Genomic DNA, 17152 nt, shown 5'->3' with positions numbered 1-17152 from the left:
TCCGGCTCAGGTGGCGGGGCCGCGCCAGCAGTAGCGCCACGCGGATTCGCCCTCGGCAGACTCAAGTTCGTAGATCTCCGCGCCGGCCAGCCCGGCGGCGCCGAGGTGGTGGTGGGTCAACGGCGGGCGGCCGTTCGGGTCCAGTTCGACGGTGATGGTCTCCCCGTCGAAGGCGCCGCCCACCAGGGGAATCTCTGCCGTGGATGCCATGGTCCCCATCCTGCACCCACCATGGTCGACCCGCACGGCTATGCCGTGACGGGGGACCACCGGCACCCGACGGGGCACGTCGTACGGTGGGTGCCGGGCGGGGAAGTGGCGCTTCCGGAGCGTGAAAAGGGGCCGCCGGGTGTCCGCCGTCCCCACTACGGTCGGCGCATGGCCGAGACCTCGATCCACCCGTCCATCGATCCGACCCTCGCTCCGGTGATCGCCCGTACCGGCGACGAGCGGTCCGTGCTGGCGGCCTTCCTCGACCTGCACCGCGGGGTCGTGCTGAAGAAGCTGCGGGGCCTCACCACGGCCGACGCGACCCGCCGGTTGGTGCCCTCCGACACGACCGTCGCCGGGGTGGTCAAGCACCTGACGATGGTGGAGGCGAACTGGTTTCCCTGGCTGCTCGCCCCCGAACCCGGCGAGGAGCACGTGTTCTCCGCCGAGGCGGGCCGGCAGAGCTTCACCGTCGGCCCGGAGGACACCGTCGAGGCGCTGGCCGCCGCGTACGAGGCGGCCTGCGCCCGGTCCCGGGAGGTCGCCGCCCGGTTCCCCCTCGACCACGTGGTGCCGCAGCCGCAGCTCGGCGAGGTGAACCTGCGCTGGATCTACGTGCACATGATCGAGGAGACCGCCCGGCACGCCGGGCACGCCGACATCCTGCGGGAACTGACCGACGGGGCGACCGGAGCGGTGTGACCGCGACCGGGCCGGCAGGCGACGTGGTCCGGAGCCGGGAACCGGCCGCGCCGAGACGGTGCTCAGGGCGGCGGGAGCAGTCCCGACGGGTACTCCATGCCGTCGTGGGTGCAGGCCGCCGCCGCCACCTCGGCCGCGTATCGGGCCGCCGCCTCCGGGGTGTCGCCGCGTAGCCGGCCGGCGACGAACCCGGCCGCGAAGGCGTCCCCCGCGCCGTTGCTGTCCACCACCCGCGCGGGTGGTGTCGCCACCGGCAGGTGTACGGGTGGGTGGTCCGGGCGGTACAGCGTCGCGCCGTCCGCGCCGTGGGTGACCACCACGGTCCGGGGAGCCAGCCCGGCGGCGGTCCCGGCCGCCGCCGCGCCCAGCCGTACCCCGCTGACGAAGACCAGGTCGGCAGCCTCGGCGAAGGGCCGGTGGTAGGGGTTCCGGCCGTCCCAGTCGTGCAGGTCCGTCGAGACCCGCACGTTCTCGGGGAGGGCGGCGCGCAGGGTCGGCAGCAGGTCGCGCGCCCAGTCCATGATCGACAGATGGACGTGGGCCGCTGGGGCGGCCAGTCCGGCCAACTCGTCGGGGGCGAACGGGGGCGGCCCCTGCCAGGGGCGCGAGTCGTACAGCGACATGCGGCGTCCGGCCGGGTCGACCAGGTTGACCGACCGCCGGGTGCCCTGCGGAGCCGTCCGCAGCACCGTCGCCACGCCCGTGCGGGACAGCGCCGCCCGGACCACGTCGCCGGGTGGGTCGTCGCCGACCACGTCGACCACGGTCACCCGCAGCCCGAGCGCGTGTGCGGCGAGCGCCACCCCCGTGCCGGTGTTGCCGATCCGCAGGTCGACCGGGTCCACCGGGAGGGAGTCGACCACGGGCAGCGGCAGCGCGGGCACCCGTACCCGCACGTCCACCCCGAGACCGCCGATCACCAGAAGGTCGGACACGGCGCCGACGCTATCCCGTACCGCCTCACTATCCTGTGCCGGGGCGAGACGAGGGGGGACGTGTGCTGGTCGTACACGGGGTGTGGCTGGTCGGCGTCGGGCTCGCCCTCTGGGCCGAGGAGAGCACCGCTCCGGCGCGTCCGCCCCGTCGCGCCGGCCGTCCGCCCCGGGAACGTCCGCACCCCTTCGCCGCCGACCACGCCGCGCTGACCGCCGCGCTCGGTCCGGCCGCCACGTCCGCCAGTCGCGACTCGGTGGCGCTCACCCTGCCCACCCGCGGCGGCGCGCCGCTCGACTCGCCGGAACTGGTCCGCACCGCCGCCGTGGACCCGGCCCGTGGCGCGGTCACCCTGGCCCGCTGGCGGGTGCCCATCCTGGCGTACGCCCCGCCTGACGCCCTCGCCGTGCTCCGCCGTGTCGACGGGTACGCCGCAGTGCCCGGGGCCGGACTGCGGCACCTCGCCGAGCTGGCCGCCTTCGCCACCGACCTGGTGGCCCGGGGTCGCGTCCTGCCCGTGGTGGCCGACGACGACCGGCCGGGCCGGGGCCTCACCAGCAGGGGGGTTGCCTGCTGGCATCCCCTGCTCACCGGCGTGGACGCCGGCTGGGCGCGCGCCCTCACGCTGGCCCTGCCGCCGTCGGCGCGCGCCGCCGGGCCGGTCGTCACCGCCCGTCGGACGAGCCCGGCGGGACGGGCCACCGACGGCACCCGGTCCGGCGGTGGCCCGTCGATCCGGCCGGGACAGGGGGCCGACGGTGGGCCGGCTCCGGCCGACGTGGTCGCCGACGGTGGGCCGGGTCCGGCCGACGTGGTCGCCGACGCGCTGGACGCGCTCACCGACGCCGCCGCCCGGACCGCCCTGGACGGTCTGCGGCTGCCCGGCACCGGGCGGCGTGACCCGGTCGCCGCCTGGTTGACCGCGCTCACCGGCCCCCGGGGCGGGTTCACCGTCGACCCGGCCGACCGCGCGGCGCTCCGTGCCGGGTTGGACGCCTGGCAGCGCGACGCGGTCGGCAACCCGGTCCGGGCCAGCTTCCGGTTGACCGAACCGCCCGCCCCGGACCTGACCCTCGCCCTCGACGCCGAGTTCCTTCCTGACGACGCGCACGCTCCGGACATCCGCACCGAGCCGGACGGGACCGTCGATCCGGGCACCTGGCGGCTCGAGTTCGGGTTGCAGGCCGCCGACGAGCCGGGCCTGCTGGTCGGGGCCGGCCCGATCTGGCACGACCCGGAGAGCGCCACGGTGTTCGCCGACCGGGTCGACGCCCCGCAGGAGACGCTCCTGGCCGAGCTGGGCCGGGCCAGCCGGCTCTGGCCGGAGCTGGACGGCGCGTTGCGCACCGCGACGCCGGAGGCCCTGGAACTCGACGCCGAGGGGGCGCACCGCTTCCTCCGCGAGGGTGCCCCGGTGCTGCACGCGGCCGGCTTCGGGGTGCTGCTGCCCGGCTGGTGGCATCGCCCGGCCGCCCGGCTCGGCGCGCGGTTGCAGGCCCGCAGCCGGACCGCCCCGGGCACCGTGGCGACCGCCGGCGGGGTCGGTCTGGACGCCCTGGTCGACTACCGGTGGGAGCTGGCCCTGGGCGACCAGCCGCTGACCGCCGAGGAGCTGGTCGCGCTGGCGGAACGGAAGAGCCCGCTGGTCCGGCTACGGGGGCAGTGGGTCGAGCTGGACCCGAAGCGGCTCGCCACCGGCCTGCGCCTGCTCCGGACCTCCGGTGAGCTGACCGTGGCCGACCTGCTCCGGCTCGGCCTCGCCGACGGCGACGACGCGGCCCTGCCGGTGCTGGAGATCAATGCCGACGGCGCGCTCGGCGACCTGCTCTCCGGGCAGGCCGAGCGGCGGCTCACCCCGCTGGACCCGCCACCGGGCTTCACCGGCGAGCTGCGGCCGTACCAGCGACGGGGGCTGGCCTGGCTGGCCTTCCTCCAGTCCCTCGGGCTGGGCGCGGTCCTCGCCGACGACATGGGGCTCGGCAAGACGGTGCAGCTGCTCGCGCTCCTCGCCGCCGACCCGCCGGAGGCCGGGCCGACCCTGCTGGTCTGCCCGATGTCGCTGGTCGGCAACTGGCAGCGGGAGGCCGCCCGGTTCACCCCGAAGCTGCGGGTGCACGTGCACCACGGCGCGGACCGGGCCCGGGGGGAGCGGTTCGCCGAGGCGGTGCACGACACGGACCTGATGGTCACGACGTACGCGGTGGCCGCCCGGGACGCGGTCGCCCTGGCCGGCGTCGACTGGCACCGGGTGGTGGTGGACGAGGCACAGGCGATCAAGAACGCGGCGACCCGGCAGGCCGAGGCGGTGCGGGCGCTGCCCGCCCGGCACCGGATCGCGGTCACCGGCACCCCGGTGGAGAACCGCCTCGCCGACCTCTGGTCGATCATGCAGTTCGCCAACCCCGGCCTGCTCGGCCCGGCCGCCACCTTCCGCCGGCGCTACGCCGAGCCGATCGAGCGCCACGGCGACGAGGAGACCGCCGGCCGGCTGCGCCGGGTCACCGGACCGTTCGTGCTGCGGCGGCTCAAGACCGACTCGTCGATCATCTCGGACCTGCCGGAGAAGCTGGAGATGGAGGTGCTCTGCAACCTCACCGCCGAGCAGGCCGCGCTCTACCAGGCGGTGGTCGACGACATGCTGGCGAAGATCGAGTCCAGTGACGGCATCGAACGGCGCGGCCTGGTGCTGGCCACCATGACCAAGCTCAAGCAGGTCTGCAACCACCCGGCCCACCTGCTGCGCGACGGCTCGGCGCTGCCCGGCCGGTCGGGCAAGCTGGCCCGGCTGGAGGAGATCCTCGACGAGGTCCTCGCGGCGGGGGAGAAGGCGCTGCTGTTCAGCCAGTACGCCGAGTTCGGCGGCATGCTGCGCGGGCACCTGTCGGCCCGGTTCGGCCGGGAGGTGCTCTTCCTGCACGGCGGGGTCGGCAAGGCGGACCGGGACGAGATGGTCACCGGCTTCCAGTCCCCGGACGGCCCCGCGTTGTTCGTGCTCTCCCTCAAGGCCGGCGGCACCGGGCTCACCCTGACCGCCGCCAACCACGTGGTGCACGTGGACCGGTGGTGGAACCCGGCGGTGGAGGACCAGGCGACCGACCGGGCGTTCCGGATCGGGCAGCGCCGCCGCGTCCAGGTCCGCAAGTTCGTCTGCGCCGGCACCGTGGAGGAGAAGGTGGCTGCCATGATCACGGAGAAGCGTGGGCTGGCCGCCCGGGTCGTGGGCAGCGGCGAACAGTGGCTGACCGAACTGTCCACCGCCGACCTGCGCGACCTGTTCACCCTCGCCCCCCAGGCGGTGGTCGAGTGAGCCCCGCCGACCGGTTCGCCGACTACGGTCCGCCCCGCCGGGTCTCCGGTGGACTGCGCGCCCGCAGCAGCCGGGGCGCGATCGGACAGTCCTGGTGGTCCCGGCGGTTCCTGGAGGTGCTGGAGTCCTTCGCGCTGGGCACCCGGCTGACCCGGGGGCGCGCCTACGCCCGCGCCGGCCAGGTGCTCACCCTGGACGTCGCACCCGGCGCGGTCACCGCCGAGGTGCAGGGCTCCCGGCCGCGGCCGTACCAGGTCCGCATCGAGCTGGCCCGGTTTCCGGAACCGGTCTGGACGCGCCTGGAGGAGGCCCTGGCCGGGCAGGCGTTCTTCAGCGCCCGGCTGCTCGCCGGTGACCTTCCCGGGGAACTGGAGGAGCTCTTCGCCGCCGCCGGTGCGCCCCTGTTCCCGGCCGGTGTCGACGAGCTGGCCCAGCGCTGTTCCTGTCCCGACGTGGCGGTGCCCTGCAAGCACCTGGCGGCCACCTTCTACCTGCTGGCCGAGGCGTTCGACGCCGACCCGTTCCGGTTGCTGCACTGGCGCGGCCGGGGCCGCGACGAGCTGCTCGACCGGCTCCGCGCCCTACGGGGCGGGGCCCAGGGCCCGGCCACCACCGCGCCGGCCGGCACGTCGACGGGACCGGCCACCGGGCGGCCGGCCGCCACCTCCACGACCGGGTCGGCGGCACCCCGCGCGGCCGGTACGGCACGGGTGCTCGGCGACCTGCCCACCCCGGCCCTGGCCGACCAGGTGGACCGGTTCTGGCTGCCGCCGGTGCCCCTGCCCGACCGGCCGCCCACCCTGGTCACCGATGCGGAGCTGCTGCTGCGTCAACTCGGGCCGCCCGACAGCGACCTCGGCGGGCCGGGCCTGACCGAGCGGCTGCGCCGGGCGTACCGGCGTTTCGGTGCGACCGACCCCGGCCCGTCCGGTGCGGATGCTCCCGACGCCGACCGGGGGTGACGGCGGCCCCGGTGGTGCCGGCGGAACGTCACAGCCATCGCCGTCGGTAGCGCCACAACAGGGCGGAGTTGGCCAGGAGCACCACGGCGCAGATCGCACCGGCCACCCGGCCGGCGAGCACGGTCATCGCCGGCAGCGAGGCCCACAGCACGATCGTCAACAGCACCAGGTAGCGGCCCCGGTTCGCCCGCGCCCGTTGGTCCAGGCGGGCGAAGAACGCCGGGTCGCTCTCCCGGAGGTACCGGGTGATCTGCTCGAACCTGCGCTGATCCTCTTTGCTGAGCATGGCGGTGCCTTCCCCTCATGCGGTTCAGCGGTCCGGCGGCATACCCGCTGCGGTGGCGGCTCACGCCCCTCCTGCTGCTTCCTTTGCCAGGGGCGGGCCCGGACGGCGTGGGGCGTACCGACCCCGGGCGGCCCGGACCCGACGGATCGGGGCGCCTCAGCGTCGACTTAGTGGAACCTTAATTTTCACTGTGCCGCCGACCTGGGCGGTCCGCGCCCTGACCCGGGGAAACGTCGCGTTCGGGACGTCCGCGCCCGGGTCGGGCCTGCTCGGCACGGCTGCGACCGGACCGGCGGATATCCCACCCGCCCGAACCCTCCTGCAAGCCTGTCTTAAGTGGCCCTCGCGGCCGCGTTCGCGCACCTTGATGGCCCTCTACCGCTTGGTTACCTTGCCGTAGCAACCTCCTCCAGGCAGCAGCCGCCCAGCACCGTCGCACCGCAACCGACGCCGGTCCCGGGTGGCCATTCAGCAGAAAACAGGATTGGTACATGGCCGACCAGAACGTGCCACCACGCCGGCCGCGGGACGAGGGCCGCTGGGACGGACGACAGCACCCCACCCCGGACGCGTACCACGACCCGTACCCGGCCCCGCCGTACGCCCCGTCCGGTTCCGGGTCGACCGATCCGCACCACACGTACGCCGGACAACCGGGCGATCCCCGGGCGTCGTACGCCCCGTGGCCGGGCCAGGCGCAGCCGGCACCCGCCTCCTGGCCCGGTGCGGGTGCGTCGACCGCCCGCCGAGGGCCGCAGTGGATCGGCCCGGCCGGCCCCGGCGGACCGGGACCCGGTGGTGATCCCGGACTCCCCAACCTGGACGACGACGAGGCGGACGGTCGCCGTCGCAGCCGCCGCCGGGCCCTCGCCGCCCTCGGCGGGACCGCCGCGGTGGTCGCCGGTGGCGCCGCGCTGGCCATGACCCCGCAGGTACGCGGCCTCTTCGGTGACGACGCCCCGGCCGGCGACGCGACCGGCGCCAAGGTGACCGACGGCAACGTGAACCGCCCCAGCGGCCAGCAGCCGAGCACCGTGCGCACCTACACCGAGCAGAACGAGAGCTACATGGGCTCCCGGGCCGGTGCGGCGCTGAAGAAGAACACCCCGGCCGGGGGCCGTACGTTCGCCGGCCCGGCCGCCGCCTCCGCCGCCACCGAGGTCACCGTCAAGACGGTGCTGGCCAAGGACCCGGTCCGCCACCTCGCCACCCGGACCACCTTCGGCGCGACGCCCAAGGTGCTCGCCGACATCGAGCGGATGGGCATCGACGCCTGGCTGCGCTGGCAGCTCGACCCGGAGAAGATCGCCCCGACGAAGGCGGAGCTGAAGCTCAGCGAACTGCCCACCCTCCGGATGACCCCGAAGCAGCTCCGCGAGCAGCGCGAGCAGCTCAACGAGCGCGGCGCGCAGCCGGAGAAGGAGATGGTGGACGCCACCATCGCCCGGCAGATCTGGTCGGAGCGGCAGCTGTTCGAGGTGATGGTCGACTTCTGGAACGACTTCCTGCACGTCGCCGCCGACTTCGACGGGGGTGAGGTGTACCGGCACTCCTTCGACGTCGAGGTGGTCCGCAAGTACGCCCTGACCAGCTACCCGGAGATGCTGGTCGCCGCGAACAAGCACCCCGCGCTGCTGCTCTACCTCAACCAGAACGACTCCCGCGCCGACGCGGTCAACGAGAACCTCGCCCGGGAGAACCTGGAGCTGTACTCGGTCGGCGTCGACGGTGGCTACACCGAGTCCGACGTCCGGCAGGCGGCGATGCTCCAGACCGGACGCGGCGTCTCCGACGGGGAGTACGTCTTCCGCGAGGACCGGCACTACGTCGGCAAGGTCAAGATCCTCGGCTTCACCCACGCCAACAACTCCCGGGACCCGAAGAAGGCCGACGCGGCGATCGACGCGTACATCCGCTACCTCGCGCTGCACCCCTCCACCGCGCGGTACGTCGCGCAGAGCCTGGCCACCCGCTTCGTCTCGGACACCCCGCCGAAGACCCTCGTGGACCGGCTCGCCAAGACGTACACGGCGAACAAGGGCCTGATCAAGCCGGTGCTGATGACCCTGTTCAGCTCCTCGGAGTTCTGGGCGTCGGTGGGGCAGAAGGTCCGCCGTCCGATGGAGTACCTGATCGCCACGTACCGGGTGCTCGGCGTCTCGCCCGAGGAGTCCGCCGACTACAAGTCCGACGACAGCAAGCGCACCCCGTACGCCCGGGGACTGCGCCGGATCGCCGACAAGCTGCGGGAACTGGGCCACTACCCGATGGGCCAGCCCACCCCGGACGGGTACCCCGACGTCTACGTCGCCTGGACCTCGGCCGGCACGATGGTCAACGGCTGGAACGAGGTCGGTGACGTGATCCACGGCTACCGCCGGGAGTTCTCCTACGTGAAGCCGGAACGGCTGGTCGCGAAGCCGCCGACCACCGCCGGGGCGTACGTGGACGCGCTCGCCCAGCGCCTCGTGCACCAGAAGCTGACCGCCCGGGAGAAGGCACTCATCCTCGGCGTCGCCGGGGTGTCGGCCGGCACCAGGGTCGACGCGTCGTTCAACGGGGCTGTCACCGCCGTCGCGCGGGCGATCCTCGCGTCCCCCCAGCACCACCTCCGGTGAGGCACCCGATGGAGAAGACTGTGTACTCGTACCCCCTGCACCCCGAATGCCCGGACCTGCGGCGGCTGGCGGACGACCCGACCGAGGCGCTGCTGCGGGCGGAGGCCGACGTCGTGGCCGCCGAGAACGCCGCCGAGCGGGACCGCTACCTGCGGTTGGAGGCGGAGGAGGAGGCCCAGCAGGACGGCCGCGGGGTGACCCGGCGGACCTTCGTCGCCGGGGCCGCCGCCACCGCCACCGCGCTGGCCACCGCCCAGTTCGTCACCACCTCGGCGTCCTTCGCCGCGACCAAGACCGGCACCCTGATCCACGTCTTCCTCTACGGTGGACTGGACGGGCTGAGCCTGGTGGCCCCGGCCGAGGACCCGGTGCTCCGCAAGGCCCGCCCCGACCTGCTGCTCGCCGAGGACTCCCTCGCCCTGTCCCGTGGCTTCAAGCTCACCAGCGCGTTCAAGCCGCTGGAGAAGTGGCTGAGGGCCGGGCAGCTCGGCTTCGTCCCGGCCGTCTCCGACGAGCGGCTGTCGCGCAGCCACTTCCAGGCCGCGGACGCCTGCAACCTGGGCGGCCTGCCCGGCGAGACCGGCGGCCGGGGCTGGCTGGACAGCCTGGTCGACCACCTCGGCAAGGGCACCGCGTTCCGCAGCGTCGGCATCGGCAGCACCCTGCCCCGGTCGCTGGTCGGCAACAACGGCGCGCTCTCGCTGGGCAGCGTCGGCTCGCTGCGGCTCAACGGCGACGAGAAGTACCGGGCCGCCACCGAGAAGGCCATCAAGGGACTCTTCACCGGGATCAACCACCCGGTCGAGGAGGCCGTCCAGGACGGCCTCGGCGCGCTCGCCACCGCCCAGAAGCTCGCCGCGACGCCGTACCAGGCCGCCGAGGGGGTCGAGTACCAGGGCGTCGGCAACTCGTTCAAGCAGCTCGCCCAGCTCATCAAGGGTGGTGCGAACGTGCGCGTGGCCACCATCGGCATGGGCGGCTACGACACGCACGAGAACCAGGGCACCCGGGAGGGCGGTCAGCTCTGGCGTCGGCTCAACGAGCTGGCCGGGGCGATGGCCGCCTTCTTCACCGACCTCGGTGACCGGGCCGCCGACGTGACGGTCATGGTCTCCAGCGAGTTCGGCCGTCGGGTCGCCTCGAACAGCGGCGGCACCGACCACGGACACGGCGGGGTGGTGACCATCCTGTCCGGCCGTAAGCTCGCCGGCTCGCTGCTCGGCACCTGGCAGGGGCTCGACGACCTGGACAGCGGCGACGTGCCGGAGTACAACAACATGTTCAACGTCTACGGCTCGGTCGCGCAGGGCCGCTTCGGGCTGACCAACGCGGAGGTGGACAAGATCTTCCCCCGGATGAAGTACACCCCGATCAAGCTGTACGCGTGACGTATCCCCGTACGCACGCCGCCGGCCGTCGCGGCGGGACGATGTCCCGCTCCGGCGGCCGGTCGGCTGCGTCCGTACCACCGCGGGTGCCACCCCGGCGCGGGCCCGCCGGCCGCCGCGCGGTGCTCGCGGTGCTCTGGGCCGGGCTGGCCCTGGCCGTGCTGCCCTGGTGGTGGCAGACCCCGGACGACTCTCTGCGCACCACCACCGCCACGCTGACCGCCGCCGGGCGGATCACCGGTCTGGTCGCCGGATACCTGCTGCTGGTGCAGGTGCTGCTGATGAGCCGCCTGCCGGTGCTGGAACGTCACCTCGGCGGCGAGCAGATCGCCCGCTGGCACCGGGACATCGGGGTGACCCTGCTGACCGCGGTGCTCGCCCACGTGTCGCTGACCCTGACCGGCTACGCCCGGTTGCAGAAGCAGTCGGTGCTGGCCGAGGCCGGGGTGTTGCTGCGCGACTACGAGGACATGCTCGCCGCGTTCGCCGCCGCCGGCATCCTGGCCCTGCTCGGCTTCACCGGGATCCGGGCCGTCCGCACCGCCCTGCCCTACGAACTCTGGCACCACCTGCACCTGACCAGCTACCTGGTGCTGCTGCTCGGGTTCGGCCACCAGTTCGCCCACGGCCAGCAGCTCTTCCGCCCCGGGCCGGTCCGCACCGGCTGGATCGTGGCGTACGTGCTGGTGGCCGCCGCGCTGGCATGGGGCCGGGTGGTGGCGCCGCTGCGGTTCACCCTCCGGCACGACCTGCGGGTCGCCGACGTGGTCGCGGAGAACCCGGACACCGTCTCCATCTACCTGACCGGCCGCCGGCTGAACCTGCTCGACCTGCGCGGGGGGCAGTTCTTCCGGTGGCGTTTTCTGACCCCCGGCCGCTGGTGGCAGGCGCACCCGTTCTCCCCGTCGGCGGCCGGGAACGGCCGGTGGCTGCGCCTGACCGTCAAGGTGGTCGGTCGGCACACCGCCGGCCTGCGCGACCTGGCGCCGGGCACCCGGGTCTGGGCGGAGGGCCCCTCCGGCGTCTTCACCGCCGCGCACCGGACCCGGGACCGGGCCCTGCTGATCGCCGGTGGTAGCGGCATCACCCCGATCCGGGCGTTGCTGGAGGAACTGCCGCCGGGCGCGGCGCTGATCTACCGGGCCCGGACCCCGGCCGACGTACTGCTGCACCGCGAGCTGGACTGGCTCGCCGAGGCCCACGGCACCGACGTCTGGTACGTCATCGGCTCCCGCGACGACCCCGGTCCCCGGCGGATGATGAGCCCGCAGGGGCTGCGTCAGCTCGTGCCGGACCTCGCCGACCGGGACGTCTGGCTCTGCGGGCCGCCCGGCCTGGTCACCTCGACGGTGCGGGCGCTGCGCCGGGCCGGCGTGCCCCGCCGCCAGATCCACCTCGCCACGTTCGAGCTGTAGGAAGGTTCTCCCATGCGTCGCGCGTTCCTCGCCGTCACCGGCCTGGCCGCCGGCACGACCCTGCTGGTCGTGCTCAAGGGCGCGCCGGAGACCAGCCGGGTCGCCGAGATCGCCGCACCCGAACGTCCGCCGGTGGTCCCCGCGCCCGCCGGTCCGACGCCCACCGGCTCCGCGCCGGCCAGCCCCGGTCGGACCCCAGCGCCACGGGCCTCCACCGGCGCCGGGGCGTCGGACGAACCGTCCACGCCCGCGGCGGGCCGGAGCCCGCGCGCCCCGGGCAGCCGGACGACCAGCGCGGCGCCCACCCCGCGCCGGACCACCGCCCCGCCGTCGACGAGGCGTACGGTCAACGGTCCGGTGGTCGGCAACGAGTACGGCAACGTGCAGGTGCGGATCGTCCTCGCCGGTGACCGGATCGTCGACGTGGTCGCCCTGGAGCTGCCGGAGGAGACCGCCGAGTCCGACCGGCGCAGCTCGTCGGTGGACGACCGGTACAGCGGCGCCGACGGGGAGGTGGTGCGGCGGCAGGACGCCGACCTGGACACGGTCTCCGGGGCGACCGCGACCAGCGACGCGTACCAGCAGTCGTTGCAGGCCGCCATCGACGCCGCGCGGCGCTGAGATGGCCGCGTCCCGCACCGCCGCCGCCCCACCCGCGGTCCGTCCCGGCCTGCGCCGGGTCGAGCAGGTCATGGGTACGCCGATCAGCCTGGACCTCGCCGACGACCTGCCCCGGGCCACCCTCGACGACCTGGCCGACGAGGTGTTCGGCTGGTTGCGTGAGGTCGACGCCCGGTTCAGCACGTACCGGGCCGACAGCGAGGTGTCCCGCTTCGACCGGGGCGAGGTGCTGCTCTCCGAGGCGTCACCCGACCTGCGGCTGGTGCTGGAACGCTGCGCGGACCTCTGGGGGGCGACGGACGGCTGGTTCGACGCGTACGCCACCGGAGCCTTCGACCCGTCCGGCTACGTCAAGGGCTGGGCGGCGCAGGTCGCCTCGGACCGGCTGCTCGCCGCCGGGGCCGCCAACCACTGCCTGAACGCCGGTGGGGACGTCCGGGTACGCGGCCTCTCCCCGGCCGGCCGCCCCTGGCGGATCGGTATCCAGCATCCGTGGGACCGTACCGCCACCTTCCTCGTGCTGACCGGCACCGACCTGGCGGTCGCCACCTCCGGGGTCTACGAGCGGGGGCACCACGTGCTCGACCCGCGACGCGGTGAGCCGGCCCGGGGGCTGCGCTCGGTGACGGTGGTCGGCCCGGATCTCGGCGTGGCCGACGCCTACGCCACGGCGGCCGTCGCGATGGGTTCGGCCGGGGTGGGCTGGCTCGGTCGGCTGGCCGGGCACGAACACGCCGTGGTCACCGACACCGGACGGTGCCTGCGCTCACCGCGCCTGCCCGCCGCCTGACCGTCCCGTGCCGTGCCCGTTCCTGCGCCTGACCGTCCCGTGCCGTGCCCGTTCCCGTGGCTGACCGTTCCGTGCCCGCGCCCGCCGCCTGACCCTGCCGTGCCCGTCGCCGCCGGGGACCGTCGGACGGGACGCGCCGGACGGCTCGGGAGGCGGGTGGGCCTCAGCGGGGCGGGCGGCGGCTGCCGGCGGGACGGGTGCCGAACGGACGTGGGCGGCCGGGGCGGGAGCCGGCCGGTCTCGTGACGACCCGGCGGTACGCCCGCCGGTGCGGTGGTGGGTCGGCCCCCTCGGCTCGCCGGGCCGGATCGTCGATGGACATCGTTCCCCCGATCGGGGCGCGACCGCGCCCCCACCTGGACCAACGATGCGCCGCCCCGGCGGGACGTGGCGCGGGTCAGAAGCCGCGGCGGGGGAGAGGGAGCTGACCGGGGAGCAGGTCCGCGGTCAGGGCGATGCCGGTGGCCCGCAACGCGTCCACCATCACCTTCTGCACGAGGTAGGAGTCGGGCAGCCGCCAGCGGGCCTGTTCCGGGGCGAGGGCCCAGCGCACCGGTCCCTCCGGCAGCCGGGTCGGCGGGGCGGGGATCCACGAGCCGACCCCGTGCCGGACGACGTGGAAACAGTGGTCCAGTTCGGGCCGGAGCGGGTCGCCGGGGAGGACCAGGAACATCCACCGCCCGGTGGGGGTGACCGCGACCGGACCACGTGACCGGTCGGCGGGATGGTCGGAGATCGCGTCGAGCACGTGCTGGCCGAGGTACGAGGGCACCTCCAGCACGTCGAAGGCCCGTCCGGTGGGGAGCAGCACTCCGTGCGGACGGTTGTGCCACCAGGTCGCCACCCGGGCCGGATCGGTGCTGGCGGCGAGTTCCCAGTTCTCCAGGGCGGGGTGGCAGCCCACGGTCGGGCAGCCGGCCCGGCCACAGACGAAGCGGCTGCGGGCGAGGCAGGCGCCGGGGGTGACCTCCCAGCCGTGCATCGCGTACCGGACCGCGATCCGGCGCAGCCGCACCCGTTCCAGTGGCGACAGATGAACGACGCGCGGTCCGACGGTCCCCCACATGATGTGTGCTCCTCTCGGGTGTCACGTTCCGGTCACGTCGGGCGTCGAGCCCCGTCACTACCGTCACCGGTGCTCGTTGCGACAGGCGAATTGCAAGTTGCACGGAAGTTATGGGGTCCGGTCGGACGAGTGCCGCACAGACTGTGCGACCGGGACAAACCAGACCTGACGGATTGTCGCCTGTGGTGGAACTCCCGGAAGATGCCGGGCAGGAAGGGAGCGGAGATGGACGAGTTACCGATCGGGCGGCGGGTGGCCTACTGGCGTGGGCGACGCAAGATGTCGCAACAGGTGTTCGCCGATCGGTTGGGCAAGTCCAAGAGCTGGGTCGACAAGATCGAGCGCGGGGTCCGTCGGCTCGACAAGTTCTCCGTCCTCTACGAGATCGCCGACATCCTCGAGGTCGAGGTGCAACTGCTGGTCGGCAAGGACCCGGAGCGGCGCAGCGACGCGCTGAACTGCATCGACCAGGTCGAGGTCGACCAGATCCGGGCGGCCCTGGAGCGGTACGACGCGCTCAGTGCGTACTTCGACGCGGTGCCGTACCCGCCGATGCTCGGTGACATGCGCAAGGCGGTGACCCACGCCTGGCTCACCTACCAGTACGGCCGGTACGGCATGCTGACCCGGGCGCTGCCGAAGCTGCTGCGCGACGCGCAGGCCGCCGACGCCGCGTACGGCGGTGACGACCAGGGGCGCGAGGCGGCCCACCTGCTCGGGCAGATCTACCAGATCACCTCGTCGGTGCTGCGCAAGCTCGGCGAGTGCGAACTGGCCTGGCTCGCCGCCGACCGGGCGCTCGCGGTCTCCCAGCGCGCCGACGACCAGTTCCTCGCCGGCATCGCCACCACCCGGGTCGGCAACGCGTTGCTCGCCATGGGCCGGGCCCGCTCCGCGCTGGAGTTGAACGTACGCATCGCCAACCGGCTCGCCCCGGGCGGCGGCAACGAGGAGAGCCCGGAACGCCTCTCGGTCTACGGGATGCTGCTGCTCCAGGGAGCGATGGCGGCGGCCCGGAGCGGCGACTCGGCCACCGTGGAGGACCTGCTCGACGGCGCGCAGGAGGCCGCGAACCGGCTCGGCGGGGACCACAACCACTACTGGACCTGCTTCGGGCCGACCAACCTGAAGCTGCACCGGGCCGCCGCCGCCGTCGAGCTGGGTGACGGGGGACGGGCCGTGGAGACCCACCACACCATCGAGCTGCCGGCGTTCAACGCGCTGCTGCCGGAGCGGCGGGCCCACCACATGCTCGACATCGCCCGGGGCTTCGCCCAGATCGGCGATCTGGCCAGCGCCGGGGAGATGCTGCTGAAGGGTGACCGGCTCGCGCCGTCCGAGATCCGATGCCGTCCGATCGCCCACGAGGTGATGTCCGACATCCTGCGTCGCACACGGGGTGCGCCGTCTTCGCCGATCGCGGAGTTGGCTGAACACATGGGAGTCGGAATATGAACGCGGTCGTCCCCTCGGCGAACGACCGCCGCCCGGTGCTGTACGTGATCGTCTGTGGCTCGCCGCTGGCCGGCCGGGTCGGCCGGCTGGTCGAGCTGGCCCAGTCCGACGGCTGGGACGTCTGCCTGGTCACCACACCGGACGGAGCGAAGTTCGTCGACCCGGCGGCACTGGCCAGGTTGACCGGTCACCCGGTCCGTACCAACTACAAGAGCCCGGGCGACCCGGACGTCCTGCCAGCGGCGGACGCGATGGTGGTCTGTCCCGCCACCGTCAACACGGTCAACAAGTGGGCGGCCGGGATCACCGACACGCTCGCGCTCGGCCTGCTGGTGGAGGCGCAGGGACTCGGCGTGCCGATCGTGGCGGTGCCCTTCACCAACAACGCGATGGCGACCCATCCGGCCTTCCGGACGGCCCTGGACCGCCTACGGGAGTGGGGAGTCACGGTGCTCTTCGGCGACGACGTGTACCCCCTGCACGCACCCGGCACCGGTGAGCGCCACCTGCACACCTTCCCCTGGGAGCGGGCCCTGGGCGCGCTGCCCGCCCCGGCCTGCCCCACAGTCCGGTAGGCGTCGACCCCGGTCGCGCTAGGTAGCCCCTTCCTGGCTCAGCTGACATTGATCATTCTCGTGTCGCTTGCTTAGATGCCACGAGGGTTGTCGAACGACGGGGCTGAATCTCCGTCGGTTGCACAGGAGTGGGAGACCGTGAAGAGCGCATCGAAGGTTGTACGCAGGGTGGCCGCCGTGGTGAGCGCGGTGGTAACCGCCGCCGCGCTCACGCTCACCGGGGCCACGCCGGCCTCGGCCGCGAACTACTACTACGAACTGCCGTACCCCGCCGGCGAGTCGTACATGGTGACACAGGGGCCGGGGGGTTCGTTCTCGCACACCGACGCCTACAACCGGTACGCCTGGGACTTCGGTCTCCCGGCGAACTACGAGGTGTCGGCCTCGCAGGCCGGCACCATCGTCTACTCGGACTGGTCGCCGTACTGGCAGAACGGCATCGAGGTGATCATCCGGCACTCGAACGGCACGTGCACCCACTACGCGCACCTGAACCAGTCCTTCTACTGGCCGGGCGACTGGGTCCCGCAGGGCCGGATCGTGGGCTACTCGGGCAGCACCGGGGCGTCCACCGCACCGCACCTGCACTTCCAGGTGATCAACTGCAGCACCCGGGTGGGGATCTCGGCCGCCATCCAGGGCTGGGTCCCGTGGACCGGCACCTGGCCGGTCAGCGTCAACTACTACGCCTGATCCTCCTACCCGGGCCGGCCGGCCCGGGTGTGAGCAGGGGCCCCCTGTTACCGCTTTCTGTGTAGCAGGGGGCCCCTGCTCACACGGCGTCGGCGCGACCCGCCACGGCCCGGAAGCGACGTGTTGCGAGC

15 protein-coding genes are annotated in these 17152 nt (G+C 73.8%); 11 read left to right on the top strand and 4 right to left on the bottom strand.

Going from position 1 to position 17152, the window contains the following annotated elements:
- Positions 1-6: 6 nt before the first annotated feature.
- Positions 7-210: a hypothetical protein gene (locus IGA62_RS04445; protein WP_091459625.1), complete on the bottom strand. Its 204-nt coding sequence runs from the start codon at positions 208-210 to the stop codon at positions 7-9.
- Positions 211-426: 216 nt separating this feature from the next.
- On the opposite strand from IGA62_RS04445, the gene IGA62_RS04440 reads away from it, so the two are divergent.
- Positions 427-912 (top strand): DinB family protein, encoded by a 486-nt coding sequence (locus tag IGA62_RS04440; RefSeq protein WP_377464416.1) that lies wholly within the window; start codon positions 427-429, stop codon positions 910-912.
- A gap of 62 nt (positions 913-974) precedes the next feature.
- On the opposite strand, the gene IGA62_RS04435 is transcribed toward IGA62_RS04440, so the two are convergent.
- On the bottom strand, positions 975-1847 hold the full coding sequence (locus tag IGA62_RS04435; protein WP_145816128.1) for a carbohydrate kinase family protein: 873 nt from the start codon (positions 1845-1847) through the stop codon (positions 975-977).
- Between the two features lie 62 nt (positions 1848-1909).
- On the opposite strand from IGA62_RS04435, the gene IGA62_RS04430 reads away from it, so the two are divergent.
- Positions 1910-5152: a DEAD/DEAH box helicase gene (locus IGA62_RS04430; protein WP_145816129.1), complete on the top strand. Its 3243-nt coding sequence runs from the start codon at positions 1910-1912 to the stop codon at positions 5150-5152.
- Complete coding sequence (locus IGA62_RS04425) at positions 5149-6114, top strand: SWIM zinc finger family protein (protein ID WP_145816130.1); 966 nt, start codon at positions 5149-5151, stop codon at positions 6112-6114. The genes IGA62_RS04430 and IGA62_RS04425 overlap by 4 nt, the downstream gene beginning before the upstream one ends.
- 28 nt (positions 6115-6142) lie before the next feature.
- Here the strand turns inward: IGA62_RS04425 and IGA62_RS04420 are convergent, their stop codons facing one another.
- On the bottom strand, positions 6143-6400 hold the full coding sequence (locus tag IGA62_RS04420; RefSeq protein WP_145816131.1) for a DUF3040 domain-containing protein: 258 nt from the start codon (positions 6398-6400) through the stop codon (positions 6143-6145).
- Between the two features lie 491 nt (positions 6401-6891).
- Here IGA62_RS04420 and IGA62_RS04415 point away from each other — a divergent pair, with 491 nt between their 5' ends.
- The 5 genes from IGA62_RS04415 to IGA62_RS04395 all read left to right on the top strand — a co-directional run bounded on the left by IGA62_RS04415 (position 6892) and on the right by IGA62_RS04395 (position 13232).
- Positions 6892-9018: a DUF1800 domain-containing protein gene (locus tag IGA62_RS04415; RefSeq protein WP_145816132.1), complete on the top strand. Its 2127-nt coding sequence runs from the start codon at positions 6892-6894 to the stop codon at positions 9016-9018.
- A gap of 8 nt (positions 9019-9026) precedes the next feature.
- A complete protein-coding gene (locus tag IGA62_RS04410; RefSeq protein ID WP_145816133.1) occupies positions 9027-10406 on the top strand; it encodes a DUF1501 domain-containing protein in 1380 nt (459 codons plus the stop codon).
- Positions 10403-11821 carry a ferredoxin reductase family protein gene (locus IGA62_RS04405; RefSeq protein WP_145816134.1) on the top strand — a complete coding sequence of 473 codons (1419 nt, stop codon included), beginning with the start codon at positions 10403-10405 and terminating at the stop codon, positions 11819-11821. Before IGA62_RS04410 ends, IGA62_RS04405 begins: the two co-directional genes overlap by 4 nt.
- A gap of 12 nt (positions 11822-11833) precedes the next feature.
- Positions 11834-12442: an FMN-binding protein gene (locus IGA62_RS04400; RefSeq protein WP_145816135.1), complete on the top strand. Its 609-nt coding sequence runs from the start codon at positions 11834-11836 to the stop codon at positions 12440-12442.
- A 70-nt stretch (positions 12443-12512) separates the two neighbouring features.
- Positions 12513-13232, top strand: a complete 720-nt coding sequence (locus IGA62_RS04395; RefSeq protein WP_145821803.1) for an FAD:protein FMN transferase — start codon at positions 12513-12515, stop codon at positions 13230-13232.
- Positions 13233-13629: 397 nt separating this feature from the next.
- Here the strand turns inward: IGA62_RS04395 and IGA62_RS04390 are convergent, their stop codons facing one another.
- On the bottom strand, positions 13630-14298 hold the full coding sequence (locus IGA62_RS04390) for a bifunctional DNA primase/polymerase (protein ID WP_091459634.1): 669 nt from the start codon (positions 14296-14298) through the stop codon (positions 13630-13632).
- 225 nt (positions 14299-14523) lie between these two features.
- Between IGA62_RS04390 and IGA62_RS04385 the strand changes: the two genes are divergently transcribed.
- The 3 genes from IGA62_RS04385 (at position 14524) to IGA62_RS30545 (ending at position 17021) form a co-directional block, all read left to right on the top strand.
- Positions 14524-15753 (top strand): helix-turn-helix domain-containing protein, encoded by a 1230-nt coding sequence (locus IGA62_RS04385; RefSeq protein ID WP_145816136.1) that lies wholly within the window; start codon positions 14524-14526, stop codon positions 15751-15753.
- Complete coding sequence (locus IGA62_RS04380) at positions 15750-16328, top strand: flavoprotein (protein ID WP_145816137.1); 579 nt, start codon at positions 15750-15752, stop codon at positions 16326-16328. The genes IGA62_RS04385 and IGA62_RS04380 overlap by 4 nt, the downstream gene beginning before the upstream one ends.
- 180 nt (positions 16329-16508) lie before the next feature.
- A complete protein-coding gene (locus tag IGA62_RS30545; RefSeq protein WP_198501200.1) occupies positions 16509-17021 on the top strand; it encodes a M23 family metallopeptidase in 513 nt (170 codons plus the stop codon).
- Positions 17022-17152: the final 131 nt, after the last annotated feature.

Origin of the sequence: Micromonospora sagamiensis, from assembly GCF_014680085.1 — a bacterium.
GTDB lineage: Bacteria > Actinomycetota > Actinomycetes > Mycobacteriales > Micromonosporaceae > Micromonospora > Micromonospora inyonensis.
The sequence above is the reverse complement of the archived record's forward strand: the minus strand, read 5'-3'. Positions and strand labels throughout refer to the sequence as shown.

What these genes read in the sequence shown, in the direction of transcription:
- IGA62_RS04445 (WP_091459625.1), bottom strand. Translation starts at nt 210, where the DNA reads ATGGCATCCACGGCAGAGATTCCCCTGGTGGGCGGCGCCTTCGACGGG.
- IGA62_RS04420 (WP_145816131.1), bottom strand. Translation starts at nt 6,400, where the DNA reads ATGCTCAGCAAAGAGGATCAGCGCAGGTTCGAGCAGATCACCCGGTAC.
- IGA62_RS04415 (WP_145816132.1), top strand. Translation starts at nt 6,892, where the DNA reads ATGGCCGACCAGAACGTGCCACCACGCCGGCCGCGGGACGAGGGCCGC.
- IGA62_RS04410 (WP_145816133.1), top strand. Translation starts at nt 9,027, where the DNA reads ATGGAGAAGACTGTGTACTCGTACCCCCTGCACCCCGAATGCCCGGAC.
- IGA62_RS04400 (WP_145816135.1), top strand. Translation starts at nt 11,834, where the DNA reads ATGCGTCGCGCGTTCCTCGCCGTCACCGGCCTGGCCGCCGGCACGACC.
- IGA62_RS04395 (WP_145821803.1), top strand. Translation starts at nt 12,513, where the DNA reads ATGGGTACGCCGATCAGCCTGGACCTCGCCGACGACCTGCCCCGGGCC.
- IGA62_RS04390 (WP_091459634.1), bottom strand. Translation starts at nt 14,298, where the DNA reads ATGTGGGGGACCGTCGGACCGCGCGTCGTTCATCTGTCGCCACTGGAA.
- IGA62_RS04385 (WP_145816136.1), top strand. Translation starts at nt 14,524, where the DNA reads ATGGACGAGTTACCGATCGGGCGGCGGGTGGCCTACTGGCGTGGGCGA.
- IGA62_RS04380 (WP_145816137.1), top strand. Translation starts at nt 15,750, where the DNA reads ATGAACGCGGTCGTCCCCTCGGCGAACGACCGCCGCCCGGTGCTGTAC.